The 20,954-nt window shown below is 70.4% G+C and carries 15 protein-coding genes; 6 read left to right on the forward strand and 9 right to left on the reverse strand.

Annotated elements, in window-relative coordinates; all coding sequences use genetic code 11:
- From ACZ68L_RS21865 to ACZ68L_RS21880, 4 genes are all read right to left on the reverse strand, one after another.
- Entirely contained in the window at positions 1-798 is a 798-nt protein-coding gene (locus tag ACZ68L_RS21865; protein ID WP_469579346.1) for a family 1 encapsulin nanocompartment shell protein, read from the reverse strand.
- Positions 798-1,868, reverse strand: coding sequence for a Dyp-type peroxidase (locus ACZ68L_RS21870; protein WP_469579348.1), 1,071 nt, complete (start codon positions 1,866-1,868; stop codon positions 798-800). Before ACZ68L_RS21870 ends, ACZ68L_RS21865 begins: the two co-directional genes overlap by 1 nt.
- Positions 1,869-2,198: 330 nt before the next feature.
- Positions 2,199-3,641, reverse strand: a complete 1,443-nt coding sequence (gndA, locus tag ACZ68L_RS21875; RefSeq protein WP_469579350.1) for an NADP-dependent phosphogluconate dehydrogenase — start codon at positions 3,639-3,641, stop codon at positions 2,199-2,201.
- Positions 3,642-3,756: 115 nt separating this feature from the next.
- Positions 3,757-4,506, reverse strand: a complete 750-nt coding sequence (locus tag ACZ68L_RS21880) for an FMN-dependent NADH-azoreductase (protein WP_469579351.1) — start codon at positions 4,504-4,506, stop codon at positions 3,757-3,759.
- Positions 4,507-4,579: 73 nt separating this feature from the next.
- Here ACZ68L_RS21880 and ACZ68L_RS21885 point away from each other — a divergent pair, with 73 nt between their 5' ends.
- Both ACZ68L_RS21885 and ACZ68L_RS21890 read left to right on the forward strand, forming a co-directional pair.
- Positions 4,580-5,470 (forward strand): sigma-70 family RNA polymerase sigma factor, encoded by an 891-nt coding sequence (locus ACZ68L_RS21885; RefSeq protein WP_469579353.1) that lies wholly within the window; start codon positions 4,580-4,582, stop codon positions 5,468-5,470.
- Positions 5,471-5,767: 297 nt separating this feature from the next.
- Positions 5,768-7,090 (forward strand): transglycosylase family protein, encoded by a 1,323-nt coding sequence (locus tag ACZ68L_RS21890; protein ID WP_469579355.1) that lies wholly within the window; start codon positions 5,768-5,770, stop codon positions 7,088-7,090.
- On the opposite strand, the gene ACZ68L_RS21895 is transcribed toward ACZ68L_RS21890, so the two are convergent.
- Positions 7,060-8,232: a DMT family transporter gene (locus ACZ68L_RS21895; RefSeq protein WP_469579357.1), complete on the reverse strand. Its 1,173-nt coding sequence runs from the start codon at positions 8,230-8,232 to the stop codon at positions 7,060-7,062. The genes ACZ68L_RS21890 and ACZ68L_RS21895 overlap by 31 nt on opposite strands.
- Before the next feature lie 221 nt (positions 8,233-8,453).
- On the opposite strand from ACZ68L_RS21895, the gene ACZ68L_RS21900 reads away from it, so the two are divergent.
- A complete protein-coding gene (locus ACZ68L_RS21900) occupies positions 8,454-9,137 on the forward strand; it encodes a (2Fe-2S)-binding protein (protein WP_469579359.1) in 684 nt (227 codons plus the stop codon).
- A gap of 83 nt (positions 9,138-9,220) precedes the next feature.
- Here ACZ68L_RS21900 and ACZ68L_RS21905 read toward each other — a convergent pair whose 3' ends face one another.
- A complete protein-coding gene (locus ACZ68L_RS21905) occupies positions 9,221-10,867 on the reverse strand; it encodes an APC family permease (protein ID WP_469579360.1) in 1,647 nt (548 codons plus the stop codon).
- A 492-nt stretch (positions 10,868-11,359) separates the two neighbouring features.
- On the opposite strand from ACZ68L_RS21905, the gene ACZ68L_RS21910 reads away from it, so the two are divergent.
- Entirely contained in the window at positions 11,360-12,325 is a 966-nt protein-coding gene (locus ACZ68L_RS21910; RefSeq protein ID WP_469579507.1) for a phosphotransferase family protein, read from the forward strand.
- A 345-nt stretch (positions 12,326-12,670) separates the two neighbouring features.
- Complete coding sequence (locus ACZ68L_RS21915; protein WP_469579361.1) at positions 12,671-15,280, forward strand: PA14 domain-containing protein; 2,610 nt, start codon at positions 12,671-12,673, stop codon at positions 15,278-15,280.
- 191 nt (positions 15,281-15,471) lie between these two features.
- Here ACZ68L_RS21915 and ACZ68L_RS21920 read toward each other — a convergent pair whose 3' ends face one another.
- The 3 genes from ACZ68L_RS21920 to ACZ68L_RS21930 all read right to left on the reverse strand — a co-directional run bounded on the left by ACZ68L_RS21920 (position 15,472) and on the right by ACZ68L_RS21930 (position 18,911).
- Positions 15,472-15,927 (reverse strand): ATP-binding protein, encoded by a 456-nt coding sequence (locus tag ACZ68L_RS21920; protein WP_469579363.1) that lies wholly within the window; start codon positions 15,925-15,927, stop codon positions 15,472-15,474.
- Between the two features lie 99 nt (positions 15,928-16,026).
- Positions 16,027-17,652, reverse strand: a complete 1,626-nt coding sequence (locus ACZ68L_RS21925) for a sensor histidine kinase (protein WP_469579364.1) — start codon at positions 17,650-17,652, stop codon at positions 16,027-16,029.
- Positions 17,649-18,911, reverse strand: coding sequence for a PP2C family protein-serine/threonine phosphatase (locus ACZ68L_RS21930; protein WP_469579366.1), 1,263 nt, complete (start codon positions 18,909-18,911; stop codon positions 17,649-17,651). Before ACZ68L_RS21930 ends, ACZ68L_RS21925 begins: the two co-directional genes overlap by 4 nt.
- Positions 18,912-19,231: 320 nt before the next feature.
- Between ACZ68L_RS21930 and ACZ68L_RS21935 the strand changes: the two genes are divergently transcribed.
- Positions 19,232-20,716, forward strand: a complete 1,485-nt coding sequence (locus tag ACZ68L_RS21935) for an SDR family NAD(P)-dependent oxidoreductase (RefSeq protein ID WP_469579368.1) — start codon at positions 19,232-19,234, stop codon at positions 20,714-20,716.
- Positions 20,717-20,954 lie beyond the last annotated feature (238 nt).

Below are 20,954 nucleotides of genomic sequence, written 5' to 3' on the forward strand. Positions count from 1 at the left end.
TCAGGCGATGATCGGGACGACGGCCTCGGGCGTCAGCATCCGGAAGGTGAACGCCTGATGGAAGTAGAGCCGGATGCTGCTCGCGTCGTGGTCCAGATAGCCGATCGACAGATCCTGGCCCAGACGCAGCTCGAAGTCGCCGCCACGGGTGGACAGCAGCACACCGCCCGTGACGGCGGGGGCCCACAGGATCTGGTCGTCGAGCAGCCGGGTCAGATGCGTGGCCACCGGGTAGCCGTGGTCGGAAGTCTCGGTCGCCTCGGTGAAGGCGTCCGCACCGAGCAACAGCCGGTACGGCCCGTCGACGCCGGCCAGCCGCAGCTGGGTCAGCGCCTGGCTGACGGCGGCCGGATAGTCGCGGGCGTCGGCCGGCAACGGCAGCGGTGCGTGCGAGGAGCCGTCCCGCAGTCCGGTGATGCCCGCCGACGCGTACCCGTCGATGATCGTCATGTCCTCGGCGAACGCGCAGGTGCGGGCCGCGTCCTTGACGGGCTGCCAGTCGCTGTCGTCGGAACCGCGCTCGACGTCGTCCACGGCCGACCGGGTCACGGTGAACGGCACCCGCCAGTCGATGACGGGCATCGAGGTACGGGCCCTGGCGAACACATCCGGCGTGGGGGGATCGATGTCCCGCAGATGACCGTCGCCGACGGCCGCCAGCTCGGGGCCGTCCGGACCGGTGACATCGACGACACGGCGGCCCGCCAGATGGCGGCTGAAGGTGCGCCGGGCCTCTTCTTCGATCTGGTCCCAGGCGGATTCCGTGACAGGGGCGAGTTCGCGGTGGAGGTTGTTCATCACTGGGCGCTTCCTTGCAGGCTGCCGATGCGCAGCGAACCGTCGTCCGAACGGACCGGGACCGGGGTCCGCGCCACCGGCGCGGACGCCGGTCCCGGCAGGGTCTCGGCTGCGGTCACCGCGGGCGACGGCGGCGGGGCGTCGAAGAAGTCGGCGCCGGGGACATAGAAGAGTGTGCCGGTGACCGCTGTCGAGAAGTCGAGGATGCGGTCGTACGTGCCGGGCGGATTACCGAGGAACATGTTGCGGAGCATCTGCTCGGTCACGCCCGGGTCGGCGGCGTAGCCGATGAAGTAGGTGCCGAACTCGCCCTGTTCGAAGCTGCCGAACGGCATGTTGGCCCGCAGGATCTCGCGTTCCGAGCCGTCGGGGTCGGTGATGGTGTTGAGGGCGACATGCGAGTCGGCGGGCTTGACGTCGTCGGAGAGCTCAATGTCGGTGAACTTCGTACGGCCGATGACGCGTTCCTGCGCCTCGGTGCTCAGCACGTTCCAGGACGCGAGATCGTGCAGGTACTTCTGCACGATGACGTAACTGCCGCCCGCGAACTGCGGATCCTCGGCGCCGATCAGGGCCGCCGACCGCGCGTCCGCCCCCACGGGGTTCTCGGTGCCGTCGACGAAGCCGAGCAGATCCCGGCGGTCGAAGTAGCGGAACCCCTGCGTCTCGTCGACGACCTTCACCGACCCGCCGAGCCGGTCGAGGAGCTGGGACGCCCACTCGTAGCACACGTCCATCCGCTCGGCCCGGATGTGGAACAGCAGGTCCCCCGCGGTCGCCGGAGCATGGTGGCGGGCACCGCGCAGTTCCTGGAACGGGTGGAGCCCCGCGGGCCGGGGGCCCGCGAACAGCCGGTCCCAGGCGTGGGAGCCGAAGCCGGTCACGGGGACCAGTTCGGTGACCGGGAACCGGAATCCGACGGAGCGGGCGATCGCCGGAAGATCCGGCAGCACCCCGCGCACGACGGCCTCGCCACCGGGCTCGATCGTGGCGACCAGGATCAGGGCCGCACTGGTCAGCGGCGTGACGACGGGCTGCGCAGTGACCGGATCCGTCGTGGCGTCGGGCATACAGGGGCTCCATGGGGCGTCAGCGGTATGGAACGGCAACGGCTCGCGGTGCGGGGGGCGACAACAGGCCCCGTTGCCACTTACGCACACGCACGGCAATGCCGCACTCCGGGGCATCCGACCGGGCGACCGCCGGGGTATCGACGTCCCGCGTTCGGGTATCGAGGGGCATGACGATCCGCGACACCGGCGTCCGGGAGGGCACGGGCATGACGCCGCGCGCCCTTTCCGGCCGATCGGACAGCTCCTGCCCCGATCGGCGCGCTGGGCAGCGAACCGGAGGGGCGTCGCCCGCCGTGGTGGAGCCGGCGCGCCCCGGTGCCCTGTGCCTCAGCCCACCCCGACCTCGGAGCGGTCGCCGCCCCAGAGCGTGTGGAAGGAGCCCTCTCGGTCGGTGCGCCGATACGTGTGCGCACCGAAGAAGTCGCGCTGTCCCTGGGTGAGCGCCGCGGGCAGCCGGTCCGCGCGCAGTCCGTCGTAGTACGAGAGCGCGGCCGCGAATCCGGGTGTCGGCACCCCCTGCCGCACCGCCTCGGTGACCACTGTCCGCCAGTCGTCCTGCGCCGCGCCGATCTCCGCCGCGAACTGCTCGTCGGAGAGTAGGCTGAGCAGGTCGGGGCGGGCGTCGTAGGCCGCGCGGATCCGGTCCAGGAACGCCGCCCGGATGATGCACCCCGCCCGCCAGATCGCCGCCACCGCGCCGAGGTCGATGTTCCAGTCGTACGCTTCGCTGCCCACTCGGATCTGATGGAACCCCTGGGTGTACGAGACGATCTTGGACGCGTACAGCGCCTGCTCCACCCGGTCGGCGAAGGCGGCGGCCTCGGCCTCGCCGAGCGCCGTGGCCGACGGACCCGCCAGACCTTGCGCCGCCTCGCGCAGATCCGCGTGGCCGGACAGCGAGCGGGCGAAGACGGCCTCCGCGATCCCGGAGACGGGCACTCCCAGATCCAGCGCGATCTGGACCGTCCAGCGGCCCGTGCCCTTCTGTTCCGCCCGGTCCTGCACGACGTCGACGAAGGGCTTTTGGGTGGCGGCGTCGGTATGGGACAGGACCTCCGCCGTGATCTCGATCAGATACGAGTCGAGACGGCCGGTGTTCCAGCCGCGGAAGGTCTCGGCGATCTTCGCGGGGGAGTAGCCGGCGACGGTGCGCAGCAGGTCGTACGCCTCCGCGATCAGCTGCATGTCCGCGTACTCGATGCCGTTGTGGACCATCTTCACGAAGTGCCCGGCCCCGTCGGGACCGATATGGGTGGTGCACGGGGTGCCGTCCTTCGCCTTCGCGGCGATCTTCTCCAGCAGCGGCCCCAGCGACGCGTACGACTCGGCCGAGCCGCCCGGCATGATGCTCGGCCCGTTCAGCGCGCCCTCCTCGCCGCCCGAGATGCCGACGCCCACGAAATGGATGCCGCGCTCGCGCAGCTGCTTCTCGCGGCGGCGGGTGTCCTCGAAGTGCGCGTTGCCACCGTCGATGATGACGTCGCCCTCCTCCAGGAGCGGGGCGAACTCCTGGATCACGGCGTCCGTCGGATCGCCCGCCTTGACCATGATGACCAGCCGGCGCGGACGTTCCAGCGCCGCGACGAACTCCTCCGGTGTCCGTGCGGCCACGAAGGAGCCCTCGTTGCCGAACTCCTCGACGAGAGCGTCCGTCTTCGCGGTCGTCCGGTTGTGCACGGCGACCGTGAAGCCGTTGCGCGCGAAGTTTCGAGCGAGATTGCGGCCCATGACCGCGAGGCCTGTGACGCCGATCTGCGCAGTGCCGCTCATCTGTCTGCTCTGCAATCTGTGTCGGGAATGCCGGGTTCTCCAGTATGGACAGGGAGCGCGGTGACGGCCTGCTCGGCATGGGCCGTATGGACGCAAGCGGTCCGGCCGGACGGGATCAGTCCGAAGCCCCGAGCTGGGTTGCCATCGGCGCAGTCCCACCGACGGCGGGAATCGGCGGGCGGGGCGCGGCCGTGGCCAGTGCGGTCACCTCGGCCCGCGCCGCGGCGAGCGAACGCGCCGCCATCGGCCGGAATCGGGCCAGGTGCGGGACGAGTCCGGCCATGGTCATCTCGACGCCGACGAAGCTCAGGTCCTCGTTCGCCACGCCGAGCCCGCCGAAGTACGTCCGAAGGTAGGGCGTTTGGAAGTCCCATGCCTCGCGTGGGGTGCCCGGACCGTAGGAACCGCCGTGTGTGGTGATCACCACGACCCGCGTACCCCGCAGCAGGCTCTCCCCGGTGTCCGGGTCGGTGAGAGCCCCGGGAAAGCCCACCCGGTCGATCCACGCCTTCAGGGAGGCGGCCACCGAGTAGTTGTACATCGGGGCGCCGATCAGCACGGTGTCGGCCGCCAGCAGTTCGGAGACGAACGGGCGGGTCAGTGCCCACTCCCGCTTCTCGGCCGGGCTCTCGACCAGAGCGTCCACTTCGGCCGGCGGGACGAGGCCGTGTCGCTCCACGCGCCGGCCGAGCGAGCAGTAGGCGGTGCCCAGCGGCGGCACCGGGGCGGCGGCCAGATCCCGGTACCGGTAGCAGGCCGTGCCGTGCACGGCACGCCAGGTCTCCGCGAACAGCGAGGTCAGCTGTCTGCTGAGGGATTCGCCGGAAAGATTGGCACTGGAATCCAGGTGCAGCAGGGACGTCATCGCTTCTCCAGTCACTTCGGCTACGTTGCGTTCGTCAAGAGAGCTGACGGGGCGGGACGGAGAAAGGTGACCGGTGGACGAGCGCGACGGGCTGGCGGAACGTTTCGAGACGCAGCGCGGCAGACTGCGGGCAATCGCCTACCGGATGCTCGGGTCGTTGGACGAGGCCGATGACGCCGTGCAGGAGGCATGGCTCCGGCTCGGCCGGATCGACGCCGGCGAAGTGGACAACCTGGGCGGCTGGCTCCGGACCGTGGTGACCCGTATCTGCCTCGACATGCTGCGTTCCCGCAGCTCGCGGCGGGAGGACCTGACCGCGCAGGAAACGCTCGACCACATCGCGAACCCCGTGCGGGCGAACCCCCGGGCAGATCCGGAGGACGAGGCATTGCTGGCCGACTCGGTGAGCCGGGCTCTGCTCGTCGTGCTGGATGCGCTGGGCCCCGCCGAACGGGTCGCGTTCGTGCTCCACGACATGTACGCCGTGCCGTTCGACCAGATCGCGCCGATCGTGGAGCGCACGCCGGTCGCCACGAAGAAGCTTGCCAGCCGCGCGCGCCACAAGGTGCGGGGCAGGCCGGTGGTCCCGGCGGCAGAGCTCGCCCGGAACCGACAGGTCGTCTCGGCGTTCCTCGCCGCCGCGCGGGCCGGTGACCTCAGCGCGATCCTCGCCGTGCTGGCCCCCGACGTGGTGCGCCGCGCCGATCCCGCCGCCCTGCCGCCGGGCGGAGCGACCGTGGTCCGCGGCGCGCGGGCCGTGGCGGAGGGGACCGCCGCACTGGCCCGAAGGTCCCGGCTCGCGGAACTCGCCCTGGTCGACGGTGCGGTGGGAGTCGTCGTGGCCCCGCGCGGACGGCTGTTGTTCGCGCTCACCTTCATCGTCGAGAACGACAGGATCGCCGCGTACGAGGTGATCGCCGACCCGGCGCGCCTCCGACGGCTCAGCCTCGCCGTCCTCGACTGACGGGCGACAGTCCTTACCGCCGGCCTGGACCGCCCCCGGCGGACTCCGACCGGGATTCGGCTCCAGGATCTCGGGCTCGGCCTCGGGGTGGTCAAGGACTTCGTTCACTGGTCAGGAGGCAGTGGCCGGGGCGTTCCGGCCGCTCGTTGCAGATCCCTGAGACGTGAAAGCCGGACGGCAGCGTTTCCTGAGCCGTGCGTGACGGGTGGGCTGTCCTCGCTGTCTTGTCATCGGCCTTTGTCTGCACATAAGTTGGGCGCTTGCGACGTGTCCTACTGCCAGTGGGGGAGCCAAGTCATGGCCGCAAACGGACGGCACCGCAGATACCAGCCCGGCCGGCTCAACCGTGCCTCGCTCACGGTCACCGCCGGAGGTGCGGGCATCGCGCTCCCGCTCATCGCGGCCGCCTCGGCAGGCGCAGCCTCGACGGACGTCTGGGAGAAGGTTGCCGCCTGCGAGTCCACCGGCAACTGGCACATCAACAGTGGCAACGGTTACTTCGGCGGCCTGCAGTTCACCCGCTCGACGTGGGCTGCCTACGGAGGCACGGTCTACGCCCCGCGCGCCGATCTGGCCACCAAGGGGCAGCAGATAGCGGTCGCGGAGAAGGTGCTGGAAGGGCAGGGGCCGGGCGCCTGGCCGCACTGCTCGACCCGGGCGGGGCTGACCAGCGGCGGGGCCGCCCCCGACATCAGCCCGCAGTCGGAGCGGACCGGGCACGCCAAAGTGCCGGGGAAGGCCACCGCCGGAAAGCCCGAGACGAAGCGGACGTCCGCGACCGCCACGCCGACCACCGTGCCCGGCCGGCGTGAGATGTACACCGTGGCCCGTGGTGACTCACTCTCCGCCATCGCGGCGACCGAGCACGTCCGGGGCGGCTGGCAGCATCTGTACGCGACGAACCGCGAGGTCGTGGGCGCCGATCCGGATCTCATCCTTCCTGGGCAGCGCCTGAGCCTGGACGCGTCCCGGGCACCGAGGACGGGTTCCCAGGCGGGTTCGGTCTCGGCGACGAAGCCGAAACCGAAGACGAAACCGAAGACGCAGGCGGTGACCGCACCGCACGAGAAGGCGAAGCCGCAGCACCGGACGACCCCACCGAAGCAGCAAGCGGCCACGCCCCGGCACGAGCCCGCGAAGCCGCACCACCAGAGCGCGAAGCCGAAGTCACAGCCGAAGAGGGCCGAGGTCCACAAACCGGAGCGGGCCCAGAAGCACTCCGGCCTCGTCGCGCCGGTCGCGGCGGGCATCGGCACCCCGTACCACCAGGCCGGTTCCTGGGCCAGCGGCTATCACACCGGTGTGGACTTCCCCGTCCCGACCGGTACCTCGGTGAAGGCGGTGGGTTCCGGCACAGTCGTATCGGCAGGCTGGGCGGGGGCGTACGGGTACCAGATCGTGATCCGGCACAGCGACGGCAAGTACAGCCAGTACGCGCATCTGTCCGCGCTTCACGTCCGTGAAGGCCGGCAGGTCACCGCCGGACAGCGGATCGCGCGCTCCGGCTCCACCGGGAACGTCACCGGTCCCCACCTGCACTTCGAGGTCCGTACCGGCCCCGACTACGGCTCGGACGTCGACCCGCTGTCCTACCTCAGAGCGGGCGGCGTCAGCGTCTGAACGGCGCCCCGGGGGGCGTCCGGATCAACCGGCGCGGCGGACCCCACCGACGTGCCGCCCAGCAGTGCGGAGCGGGAACGCGAAGAGCGATCCGGCGCGAACTCCACCTGTCCGAGCCGACGCTTCAGCGGCATCGTCAGGTGCAGTGCCGGGGCTGCCGCGGACCTTTCGGCAACGCCTTCGAGGGCCCCGGCGGGCGTCGACGGTGCGGGCTCGTGACGTGCCACTACCGTCTGGTCCTCCGGGCATGCCACGTCGCCCGGGACGACCGGGTGCGTGCTTGCGGCCCGCTGCCCGGCGCGCTGCTCCGCGCCCAGTCGTTCCGTCGTCAGCAGTATCAGCCCACCCGCGGCGACCACCCCGCAGGCCAGGGCGAGCATCGTGCCCGCCGTACCGTGCCGGAACCGCTCATCGAACAGGGTGATGCCGACGGCGGCGGCTATCACCGGGTTCACCACGGTCACGGTGGCCAGTGGCGCGGTCAGCCCGGCACCTCGGTACGCGGCCTGGGAGAGCAGTAGCCCGGCGGACGCGAACACCGCGATCGCCAGCAATGCCGTCACCCCGGCGCCCGCCGCACCGGAGGACCACTGCACCGCCACCGTCTTTGTGAACACCGAGGCGATACCGAAGGCCACACCCGCGCCCCCCGCCAGGACCACGCTCCTCACCACCGGCCGGTGCACTCCCTTGGCGATCAGGAAGAGCGCCGCGACCACGCCGAGCGTCACTCCGGCGAGCATCAGCTGGTCCGGGCCGCTCAGGGTGTGCGATTCGGTGTTCCCGGTGAGCGCGAGCAGTCCCGCCAGACCGACGGCCGCCATGATCGCTCCGCGCCACGCGGTCGCCCCCGCCCGGCGGCGCACGAAGAGCGCCGCCATCGGCAGGGCGAAGACGATGGTCAGCGCACCGAGCGGCTGGACGAGGCTGAGCGGACCGTAGGCCAACGCCACCACATGCAGCACCGCCCCCACGCCGTTCAGCGCCACGGCGGACCACCAGACGGGGTTGCGCAGGGGGGCGAACGAGCGGCCGTCTCCAGCTGTGGCCACGCGCTCCTGGACGATCGCCCCGGCCGCGTAGGCGACCGCGGAGACCAGTGACAGAAGCACGGACAGCGCAAGGGAACTCATGTACACCACGATGTCTCTTCAAAGTGGCTGCGTCGTCGTCCTTGAGGCGGCAATCCGGCGTACTGCCTTGGTAGTACGGGACTAGTCCCAGTGTCCTCCTCCCGACGGTAGTCGTCCCTCCGAGGGACCCGGAACGATCATTCCGAGGGGGTACGGTGAGGGCCGGGGCGCGGCACTCCGGGTGCCCGCGATGTCATCGGGGTGACGGCGGGGAGCCGGGAAGGAGCAGCGTGACGGACGAGCCTGCGGCCCACTCGCCGGCCGGATTCTTCGCACTCCGGACATCCGCACCGCCCGACGGGGCGCACCGGCCGCTGGCCCTGTTGTACGCGGGGGAGTCCGCACAGCTCACGGCTCGTATCGACGCCGTCGGCGACCGGCTCGGTACCTCCGAGCGGAGGGTCGCCGCCTCCATCGCACACCTGGGGCTGGCCGCCCGCCTCTGGTCCGTCGCGCTCGGTCCGGCGGCCCTGACCGGACGCTTCCCCGTCCTTTCTCCCGATGCCCTGCACTGGGATCCACGGCACACCACCCCCGACGACCTGTGGCTGAGCTCCGCCGCGATGCTGCCCGCCACGGCCGACCGGATCCGGGCAGCCGTCCAGTACGGCCATCTCGTTCCCCTCGCCGAGGCGATCCAGCGGGACGGCCCCGTGTCGGACCGGCTGCTGTGGGGCAACGCGGGCTCGGCGCTGGCAGGGGCCCTGCGTGAACTGGTCGCCTGGGCCGGTACGCATCGCCGCCCCGACGTGTCGATCCGGGCCCGCGCGCTGGTCGCCGAACTGTTCGACCATCCGGACCTGCGGAATACCGGCGGCCCGCACGACGCGGCGTTCCGCCGTCGTAGTTGCTGCCTGTACTACCGCTGCCCGGCGGGCGGCCTGTGCGGCGACTGCGTCTTCGAGAGCGCCTGACACGCCCACGAGCCGCGACGCCCACGGGCCGCAGCACCGCCGAGCCCCGACGCCGCCCGCGGCCGGAAGCCCGGGGGGCCGGGTCACCCGCCGGGGACCACCTCGACGGAGCCGATGTATTCCTGGGTCTCCTCGGCCGGGAGACGGACGGCCTGGGCCCAGAAGTAGATCACCAGACTGAAGGCGGCGACGAGGACGATGTCCCACCACAGCGGCAGCGCGTCGGTCGCGCCGCAGGATGCGGACGATGCCGGGCCCGTGCTGCAGAAACCGCCCTGCCAGGAGATCAGACCCATGCCCACGAGGTACACCGGCAGCCACTGCGCGGATCGCCAGTCCATGTGCGGAACCTCCGGGTTGAGCTTGAGCAGGGCGGAGCCGCCCAGCAGTAGATAGCCGAGCACGATGGCCACACCGAGTCGCCACAGGGTGTCCCAGCCCGCCCAGTAGATGATCAGATTCGAGACGATGAAGGCCACGGGTGCCCAGAACATCCCCCCGCGCAGCCGGTACGGACGGGGCCGGTCCGGGTCCTGTTTGCGCAGGCATCCGAAGGCCAGCGGTGCCCCCGCGTACATCAGCACACTCGCGGACGTGACGAAGCCGACCAGCTTCTGCCACGTGGGGAACGGCAGGAACACGATGAGTCCGATCACGAAGGCGAAAAGCAGGCTGAACCACGGGACGCCGCGCTTGGTGGTGCGCTCGAAGACCACCGGGACGTAGCCGTTGCGGGACAGTCCGTAGGAGACCCGTGAGGTGGCCGTGGTGTAGATCAGGCCCGTACCGGACGGTGACACGACCGCGTCGATGTACAGCAGCGTGGCGAGCCAGCCGAGTCCGACGGATGTGGCGAGCCCGGCGAACGGGCCCGCCTTTCCACTGAAGGTGAGGTCGGCCCAGCCGTGGACGAACGCGCTGTGCGGCAGGGCGGCGATGAAGACGACCTGAAGTGCCACATAGACGAGGACGCCGATGAGAATCGAACCGATGACCGCCCGTGGGATGTCCTTGGCGGGATTGCGGCTCTCGCCCGCCAGTTGGTCGGCCTGCTCGAAGCCGAGCAGCGCGAAGATGATGCCGCTGGTGCTGATGGCGGAGAGCACGCCCTTGGCGCCGAAGGGGGCGAAGCCCTGGTAGCCGAAGTTGGCGCTGTGGAATGTGGTGGCGGCCAGAACGATGATGGTGAAGACGGGGACGGCCACCTTCCACCACGTCGCCACGCTGTTGGTGTGGGCGAGCCATTTGATGCCGAGGAAGTTGACGACGACGAAGAACGCCATGAACGCGACGGCCAGCCCGTATCCCGCGGGTGTCAGATGATTCTTGCCGGTCTGTACCCAGGGGGCGTGGACGCTGAGATAGTTCAGCGACGCCATGACCTCGATCGGCGCCACGGTGACGGCCTGGAGCCACGAGAACCATCCGAAGGACGCGCCGGCGGCGCTGCCGAAGGCGTAATGCGGGAAGCGGGCGGTACCGCCCGCGACCGGGTACATGGCTCCCAGTTCGGCGTGGACGAAGGCCAGCACGATGATGGCGAGCGCGCCGATTCCCCAGGAGATGAGCGCCGCCGTGCCGGCCGCCTGTGCGGCGAACAGTGCGCCGAACAGCCAGCCGGACCCGATGATGGACCCCTCCGAGGTCCAGATGAGACCGATCAGCCCGATGTCCCGCTTGAGGCCCGGATTCGTGGGCGCCGTGGGCGCGACCGGCTTGGACATCCGCATGGTGCATGCACCCCTTGCTCCGGCGGGGATGAGGCGTGGGGGTGTAGACGTGCCTCTGGGGACCACAACAAGATGCCCCGAACCCGGTGAATCGTTCCGGGTACACGCGAAAGTTGCGCCACTCGGGTCGCACCCGGGACCGTCGCCCGCGCGGATTTCCGTGACTCCGCCCGAGGACTTCGACCGGGAGGCCGTCGAGCAGCCGCAGTGGCCCTGCCGTCGGAGACAGTCGTGTCAGTGCCCGGCCGCATACTGACGCCCATGCAGACAACGGAGCACACACTCAAACGGGCCTGGCACCGGATGGCCGCAGGCTCTGACCTGCTCGACGACGCGAAGATCCCGCCCACCGGCACTGGATATTTCAGTTGCTGAGTTGAGTTTCGCGGCGTCCGCACCGGGGTGGGCAGGCACCGTCGGTGGTGTGGCCGGCGCCGTCGTGACGGAGAGGTGGTTCGGAACGTGGCACCCAGCGAAGAGACACGGGAGCAATTGGCGGGTGCGGCGCGGGCCGCGCTGGGCGGCGGGCGGCGACTGGAGGCGGTCGAGCGGGTCGCGGGCGGCAGCAAGAAGGGCGTATACCGCCTGGTGATGGATGACGCGACGACTGCGATCGCCTATGTGTGGGATGACGCCGAGAACTACTGGCCGGCGGCCGAGGGGGACGACGACCTCACCGACCCGTTCGCGCCCGGCCTCGGGGTCGACCTGTTCGAGGCCGCGCACGCGCGGCTGGACGTGCTCGGCGTCCGCGTCCCCGCCATCCGTCTCGTCGACCGCGACCGCGACCACGCCCACTGTCCGGCCGACCTCGCGATCGTCGAGGACGTTCCGGGGGAGAACGTGGAGGAGCTGCTCGCGCGCGACCCGGGCGCGGCGGCCCCGGTCATGGCCCGGCTCGGGGAGGCGCTTGAGGCGATGCGGCGTCACCGGGTCTCCAGGTACGGCAAAGTGGCGCTGATCGACGGGGGAGGTACGGCGCGTGGGACGTCGTGCGAGGGGGGCGTCCTGGACCGTGCGCTGCGGGACCTTGCCGAGGCGGCGTCGCGTGATCCGCGGATCGCGGGTGCCCGCGACCGGCTGGAGGAGCGGCTGCTGGATCTGGCGGCGGCGGTGCGGCCTCGCGCACAGTACGCGGTCGTGCACGGTGAACTGGGGCCCGACCACGTGCTGGTGGACACGAGCGGGAACCCCGTGGCGATCGACATCGAGGGCTTGATGTACTTCGACGTCGAGTGGGAGCACGTCTTTCTGCGGATCCGCCTGCACGCCGCCTACCGGCTGCTGGAGGTGGACGGACTGGACGAGGACCGGCTCGCGCTCTACATGCTCGCGCAGCGTCTGTCGCTGACGGCCGGTCCACTACGGCTGCTCGACGGGGACTTCCCCGGCCGGGCGTTCATGGCAGGTATCGCCGAGTACAACCTGAAGAAGGCGCTGGAACTGGTCTACGCCTGAACACCTGCGGCGTCTCACCCGTTCCCCGAGCACGACCCCGAACGATGCCTCGAACAGGACAACTCGTGCGGGGACCCCGGGGCACGCCAGCTCGGCACGATCCGGACGAGAGCCCCTGGGCTGCCCGAACCCATCGGCTGTGCCGGGGCACACCGACGACCGGCGCGGCGGCCGGTCGGGTGGGTGCGGTGTCCGCGCCGGGCGGCGGGCGAGGCGGACCGCTTCCGACTTGTCATGCACCTGGACAGCCCGACGGGTGTCGTGCTGTCATGCCAACTGCCGTTCCTTCCAACGTTGTACATCCTGCTGCAACGAGCCGCCACCTTTCCTCGACAAGGAGGATCCGTGCGCATCAGAAAGAAACTGGTTCTACTTCTCGCTGCCGTTCTCGGCGCCGCCGGCCTGTCCGCCGTGCCCGCCGCTTCGGCCGTCCCGGACCCCGGGAGCACCGGTGAAGTGCATGGGCTGAAGGGCGAGTACTACACGCATACCGCCCCCGGCGCCTTCGACTTCGGGCAGCTCAAGGCCACCGGATTCGACCCCGACATCGACTTCCCCACGCTTGAGCCGCGGTTGGTTTCGGCGACCGGGCAGAGCGACGACGTCAGCATCCGCTGGACCGGAAAGATCGTTCCGGAGAAGACCGGTGCGCATGTCTTCTCGATGATCGGGGACAACGGCTTCCGGCTGTGGATCGACGGGAAGCCGGTCATCGACCACTGGGTCGACGACTGGGAGGTCGAACAGACCTCGCGGCCGGTCGAGTTGACCGCAGGCAAGGCCTACGACCTCAAGGTCGAGTTCTTCGAGCACCAAGGAGGGTCCAACCTGCATCTGAAGTGGACCGAACCCGGTGGCAGCAAGGTGCCGGTGCCGCAGTCCGCCTTCCGGCTGCCCGACGACTTCGCGTACGACGGGGCCATCGCCGCCACGGTGCTCGCCGACGGGCGCAGCCTCAAGCTGGACTTCGCGCAGAAGCTCGCTCCCCTGCCCGCCGGGCTGGCCAACCATCTCGACGCCGTGATCGGCGGTGCCACATGGCCGCTCGGCGCCGTCAAGGCGGACCCGGCCGACCCGCGCAGCCTCACCGTCGCGCTCAAGGAGCCGGTCGTCGGCAACAAGAACGGTGACGCCAGGGGGCTCGCCGATGTCCGCTACGACGGTGCCGGGGCCCTGGCGGGGGACGACGGCAAGCCCGTCGGCGCCTTCTGGTCCAGCGGGCCCAACCGCTCCAGGTACGAACTGCGTACCGGGTGGGCCGATGAGGTGGGCCCGCACAACGCGCTGCCCGAGTACCCGCGACCCCAGCTCACCCGCGACAACTGGCAGAACCTCAACGGCTCCTGGGAGTTCGCCCCGGCAAGGGCGGGGGAGCGGCCCCCGGTCGGCAGGAAGCTCGGTGAGAAGATCCTCGTCCCCTATCCGGTCGAGTCGCAGCTCTCGGGGATCGAGCGGCACGAGGACCGGATGTGGTATCGCCGCACCTTCACCGTACCCAAGGACTGGAAGGTCGGATCCGGCCGGCGTCTTCGGCTGAACTTCGGGGCCGTCGACTGGCAGTCCGAGGTCTACGTCAACGGCAGGAAGGTCGCCGAGCACCAGGGCGGCTACGACAAGTTCAGCGCGGACATCACCGATGCGCTGAAGCCCGGCCGTAACCAGGAGCTGATCGTCGGTGTCCACGACCCGACCGATTCCTCGAACGGTGAGAACCCGCCGATGGGCAAGCAGCGCCTCGATCCCAGCGGCATCTGGTACACGCCGTCGTCCGGGATCTGGCAGACCGTGTGGATGGAGCCCGTCGCCGCCGATCACGCGGACTCGCTGAAGCTCACCCCCGACGTGACGGGCGAGAAGGTGGCCGTCGAGGTGCGCGGCGTACGGGACGGGGTGCCGGTCACGGCCACCGCCTACGACGGGAACCGCAAGGTCGGGAGTGTCAGCGGACGTACCGGGGCCGCACTCGACCTCGGTGTGCCCGACCCGCATCTGTGGTCCGCGAACGATCCGCATCTGTACCGGCTGAAGGTCACCGTAGGTTCGGACCGGGTCGGCAGCTACTTCGGGATGCGGTCCATCGCCGTCGACAAGGTGAACGGCACCCCGCGCACCGTGCTCAACGGCAAGCCGGTCTTCCTGATGGCCACCCTCGACCAGGGTTTCTGGCCCGACGGTCTGCACACCGCACCCACCGACGAAGCGCTGGCGTACGACCTGAGGATGCACAAGGCGATGGGGTTCAACTCCGTCCGCAAGCACATCAAGGTCGAGCCCGACCGCTGGTTCTACTGGGCGGACAGGCTGGGCCTGCTGGTCTGGCAGGACATGCCCGCGATGAACACCGTCAACCCGTCCGCCGCCGCGCGAGCCGAGTACGAGCGCGAGATGAAGGAGATGATCGACGAACACTCCAGCCACCCGTCCGTCGTCATGTGGGTCACCTTCAACGAGGGCTGGGGCCAGTACGACCAGGCCCGCGTCGCCGAACAGGCCAAGTCCTGGGACCCGACCCGGCTGGTCAACAACATGAGCGGCCTCAACTGCTGCGGCGCAGTGGACGGCGGCAACGGTGACATCGCCGACGCGCACGGCTACCCGAGCCCCGCTCTTCCGCGGCCCGACGGGAGACGCGCCCTGGTCAGCGGGGAGTACGGCGGGCTCGGCCTGGCCGTACCGGGGCACGCCTGGGCCGTACAGCAGTCGTACATCGCGGTCGACCCGGCCACCTACACCGACGACTATCTCGCCCGGCTCGACGAGGTGCGAAAGCTCGCCTGCCAGGGCAGCAACGGCGCCGTATACACCCAGATCTCGGATGTCGAGGGGGAGTTGAACGGGCTTCTCACGTACGACCGCCGGATCGTCAAGCCCGATGTCGAACGCATCAGGGCGGCACAGGAGGCGCTCGTCCGCGACGCGTCGAACCCGGTCGTGGCGGGGTGTCCCACCACCTGATCCGTGACAGCGCTCCGGCCCGTTCCGGCCCGTCCCGGACGGGCCGGAACATGTCCGTCCGCACCTCTGGCCCGGATCACCGGGAAACCAGGAACGAGTACGCCCCCGGCAACGGCCTCTCGGCCGCGGACACCCGAGGCACCGGACCGACCGTGGTCGTGGGGCGGGCGGCGTCCCGCCCGCCCCACAGCTCAGCTGCTCAGCTCGAACTCGGCCCGGATGCGTTTGCCCACCGGTACGCGCTCGGCGGTCAGCCGGTCGCACAGCGCCACGACGATCTCCATGCCGTGGCCACCGGGGCGTGTGGGATCGGGCGAGTAGAACAGCGGCAGGGCCGTGCTGCTGTCGTACACCGTCACGCTGACGCGTTCCGCGGTGCCCTCCAGCTCCAGCAGATACGGGCCCTGACTGTAGCGGTCGGCATTGGTGACCAGCTCGCTCACGGCCAGCATCAGATCGCTGCGGGTGTGTTCGCCGAACACCGCGAGCCATTCGGCGGCCAGCCGGACCAGGAAGCGGTCGGCCAGCTCCCGGGCCTGCGCGATGCAGCCGGGCTCGCCGTCGAACACCTCGGCGCTGTGCAGAACCTCCGTGGGCCGGTCCGGGGAGGGGTGACCGGCCGGTCGGGAGGTGGCCTGTTCGTTCATGTGCTCCAGCCAGGGCGACGCAGGGGTGTTCGTTGACAGCTTCTCGCCGTTCGCCTACCCGCGACGAACGGTCCCACTCCGGGGAGAACCCGGCAGATCTCAGCCATGGCCGTGCCTTGCGGCGGAAGGATCCACGGCGAGCGGTTCTGCCGTCGGGTGCGCCGGCAGGGCGGGAGCGACGGGAAGGGTGAAGCGGACGCAGGCGCCCTCGGCGGTCTCCGGGTCCAGCCGGATCCGGCCGCCGTGGAACTCCACGATCTTCCGGCACAGGGCCAGACCGATGCCCGTGCCCTCGTACTCGTCCCTGCTGTGCAGTCGCTGGAAGATGACGAAGACGTCCTGCGCTGACTCCGACGCGATTCCGATGCCGTTGTCCGCCACCCGGAAGTGCCAGTCGTCGCCCTCCCGCGCGCAGCCGACCGTGATCCGGCACGGCACGTCGGGGCGGCGGAACTTCACCGCGTTGCCGATCAGGTTCTGCCAGACCATGGCGAGCGCCGTCGCGTCCCCGGTCACCTCGGGCAGCGGCCCCTCCCGTACGACCGTCGCACCGGACTCCTCGACGACCAGCGCGAGATTGGCCAGCGCGCGGTCGAGGGTCCGGTCGAGGCCGACCGGCTTCCACTTCTCGTGCACCCGGCCCGTACGGGAGAAGGTGAGCAGATCGTCGATCAGCACCTGCATCCGCCCGGCGCCGTCGACCGCGTAGTCGATGTACTGCCGCGCCCGGTCGTCGAGCTGCGCGCCGTACCGTTTCTCCAGAAGCCGGCAGAACGCGGCGACCTTGCGCAGCGGCTCCTGCAGATCGTGCGAGGCCACATAGGCGAACTGCTCCAGCTCTCCATTGGACCGGCGCAGCTCCCGCGTCTGGTCCGCCAGCAGCGTCTCGCGCTCCCTGGACTCGGCCAGCTCCTCGACGATACGGCGGCGCATGTCCTCCACGGCCGCCGCCACCGCCCGCACATCGGACGGGCCGTCCACCTCGATCCGATGGTGGAACTCCCCCGAGCTGACTGTCTCGGAGGCGGCGGTCAGCCGGCTCAGCGGCCGGCCCACCATCCGGTTCAGCAGCAGACTCAGCGAGAGGACCGCGAGCAGAAAGCCCAGGACCAACGAGATCAGCACCTGGTCGCGGGTGGTGCGGGCCGTGCTCAGATCGGCGCGAGCCCGGTCGCGCGCCACGTCGAGGTGTGCCTGCTGGGTGGCGTACAGCCGCCGCAGGGTGTCGAATTCGCGGTTGCTCCGCCGGATCGGGGCGGAGGACTCGGACGCGGGGCCGTCCTGCCGGACCGCGGCGACCAGCGGCTCGGCGTGCACGCTGCGCCACTCCCGCGCGGCAGCGGCGATCCGGTCGAGATCGCGGGCGAAGGGCTGCTCGTTCCCGACCAGCGCGCGCACTCTGGCCAGCCGCAGCTTCTCGTCCCGCATCCCCGCCTCGTACGGCCGAAGGAACGTCGAATCACCGGTGAGCGCGTATCCGCGGACCCCGGTCTCCTGGTCCAGCAGGGCGTTCTGCAGTTGGAACGACGACGAGCGCGCCGGCTGTATCCGGTCCACCAGTTCGGTGGTGCAGTCGGATATCCGGGCCAGCACGAGACCACCGACGGTCAGTCCGGCACAGACGACCAGCACGAAGACGGCGAGAATCAGATGGACCCGGTTCTGGACCGACAGACGGGCGGTCGGACGGCGGCGGGGGCCCGGTGGCGCTTCCCGGCCCCTCATCGCGGCTCCTCCCGCCCCCAGCCCAGGTGGAGCACGGCCACGTCGTCGGCGAGGCCGCCGTACGGGGACGCGGCCAGGGCGGCCTCGTCGACCAGGGTGTCCACAAAGGCGCGGGCCGCCAGTGACCCGTGTCGGCGGGCCATGGCGAGCAGCCCGTCCTCGCCGAGCCGGGTTCTCGGCCCCGTACGCCCTTCGAAGAGGCCGTCCGTGAAGAGGACGATCCGGCCGTCCCCGGGCAGCGACAGCTCCGAGACGCTCCAGCGCCCCGTCCCCGGCAGCAGTCCCAGCGCCATGCCCGGCTCGGGCTCGATCCAGCTCACCCGGGCACCTCCGCGCAGCAGCAGGCCGGGGTGACCGGCCCGCACCACCCGCACTCGGCGTCTTTCCGGTGTGAAGACCAGTGAGGTGACGGTGGCGAAGACATGAGGGTCGGAGCGTTCGGCGACGAGGATCTCCTCCAGCAGCCGGACCTGTTCGGCCTGACCGGTGGCGCACAGCACCGTCGTGCGCCACGCCACCCGCAGACAGACACCGAGCGCCGCCTCGGCCGCCCCGTGCCCCGACACGTCGCCGATCACCGCGTGCACCGTGCCGTCGGAGGTCTGCACCACGTCGTAGAAGTCACCGCTGAGCAGGGCCTGCGCCCGGCCCGGTGCGTACCGCGCCACCGCTTCGAAGGAGTCGTCGTGCAGCAGGGGCACGGGCAGCAGACCGCGTTCCAGGCGGGCGTTCTCCTGAGCCATCAGCCGGTTGGCGCGCAACGCGGCGGCGGCCCGCTCGACCTGCTTGCGCTGGAGGGCGTAGCGGACCGAACGCCCCAGTGCCTCCGGATCGAGCCGGCCCTTGACGAGATAGTCCTGGGCACCGGTCGCCACGGCAGACAGGCCCGTATCGGCCTCGGACCTGCCGGTCAGCACCACGATGGCCGCATCGGGCGCCGACTCCACGATCCGGGTGACGGCGTCCAGGCCGTACCCGTCGGACAGGTGGAGATCGAGCAGGACACAGCACGGGGTCCGGCAGCCGGCCAGGAAGCGGCGCGCCTCCGTCAGCGTCCTGCACCAGGTCAACGCCGAGTCGAGCTCACTGTCCGCGAGCATCTCCTCGACGAGGAGCGCGTCACCGGCGTCGTCCTCGACGAGCAGGATCACGGCATCGACATCCCAGACGGAACCGCTGTCGGCCGGGGGACGCCCGTTCTGTACGGGGACGGCGGCCGGACGCACGGGCTGTACGGGCTGTGCTGGGGATCCGCCCATGGGGGGCTCGGCCACTGTCCACCCCCTGTGTACGGACCGGTACGGCCCGGCTCCGGCCGTATCGCAGGGAAGCATATGTGACCGAACCGTGGAGGAACCCGCGAGGCGGAGCGGTTCGGCCCTCGCGAAGTCACGTGAAGTCACGTGAAGTCACGTGAAGTCACGCGATGACGCGCCCGGCGCACCACGGGGTACCTCGCGGGACACGCCACACGAACGGAGCAGCATCAGGTGCATGGCAGACTTGACCGGGGCGTTCGGCCCGACAGGACCCGGTACGGCGGTCGGCGCCACGAGAGACGAGTGACAGAGGAACGGCAATGACGGTGACAGAGGACAGCCCGGAGCTCGCTCCCGGTACTGAGGAGTTCGGTCCCGGTATCGACCCGGAGCGGCTGGCCGTCTGCCTGAGCGTGCTCGACGACCTCGACACCATCGAGGTCGACCACCCCGACGCCATCGCCGTGCGCCGTGCCACGGCCGGGATCTACCGGACCGTGAAGCAGCGCCGCCGTCAGGAGCGCCGCGCCGCCAAGACCGCGCACGACAAGTCCGTCACCGAGGCCACCGCGACCGGCTCGGCCGACCGCATCGACGACGAGACACAGGGGATCCTGCCGTCGTCCTCGGCCCGTGCCGAGATCGCGGGCGTCCTGCAGCGCCCCCGGTCCTGCTACATCTGCAAGACCCGGTACGTCGAGGTGGACGCGTTCTACCACCAGCTCTGTCAGCAGTGCGCCCAGGAGAACCGAGCGCGCCGCGACGCGCGGACCGACCTCACCGGCCGCCGCGCGCTCCTCACCGGCGGTCGCGCGAAGATCGGCATGTACATCGCGCTTCGGCTGCTGCGCGACGGCGCGCACACCACCATCACCACGCGTTTCCCCAACGACGCGATCCGTCGCTTCAAGGCGATGCCGGACAGCGACGAGTGGATCCACCGGCTGAAGATCGTCGGCATCGATCTGCGCGACCCGGCCCAGGTCGTCGCGCTCGCGGACTCGGTCGCCGCCGAGGGCCCGCTGGACATTCTGATCAACAACGCGGCGCAGACGGTGCGCCGCTCCGCCAACGCGTACAGCGAACTGGTCCACGCCGAGTCCGCTCCTCTTCCGGCGGGCGAACTGCCCGCCGCCGAGGTCATCGGCACCTTCGGCAGTGGCACCGTCGACCGGGTCGCGGCGCTGCCCGCCGCCCGCAAGGAGGGCCTGAGCGCGCAGGACGTGACCGAGCTCGCCCTGGTCACCGGGTCTGCGTCCCTGGAGCGGATCGCCGCCGGAACGGCGATCGACGCGGGCGGTCTCGTGCCCGATCTGCATGACACCAACACCTGGATCCAGACGGTCGACGAGGTCGAGCCGATCGAGCTGCTGGAAGTCCAGCTCTGCAATTCCACCGCTCCGTTCATCCTGATCAGCCGGCTCCGCCCGGCGATGGCGGCGACCGCCGCCAAGCGCGCCTACGTGGTCAACGTCTCGGCGATGGAAGGCGTGTTCAGCCGCGGCTACAAGGGCGCGGGCCATCCGCACACCAACATGGCCAAGGCCGCGCTGAACATGCTCACCCGCACCAGCGCCCAGGAGATGTTCGAGAAGGACGGCATCCTGATGACCGCGGTCGACACCGGCTGGATCACCGACGAGCGCCCGCACCCCGACAAGATCCGCCTCGCCGAGGAGGGCTTCCACGCCCCGCTCGACCTGGTCGACGGCGCCGCCCGCGTCTACGACCCGATCGTGCGCGGCGAGGGGGGCGAGGAACTGTACGGCTGCTTCCTCAAGGACTACGCGCCCGCCAACTGGTAGGCAACGGGCGGCGCGGCGTGCGCGCGGGGTCATGGACCCGGTCGGGAACCCCTCCTGGCCGGGTCTTTTCCCTATCCGGTGGCTGAAAGTGACCTAGAGCACACATTCCATCGAGCGGGAACGCGCTCATTTGGTTACTCTGATGTGAACGGACGTCATCGAGGAGTCCACGAACCCTCCCCGACCGTCCTGGGACAGGCTTGTCAACCAAGTCGCCGTCCCGTCCCGTACCCGGCGC

The organism is Streptomyces sp. NPDC104309 (assembly GCF_055584025.1).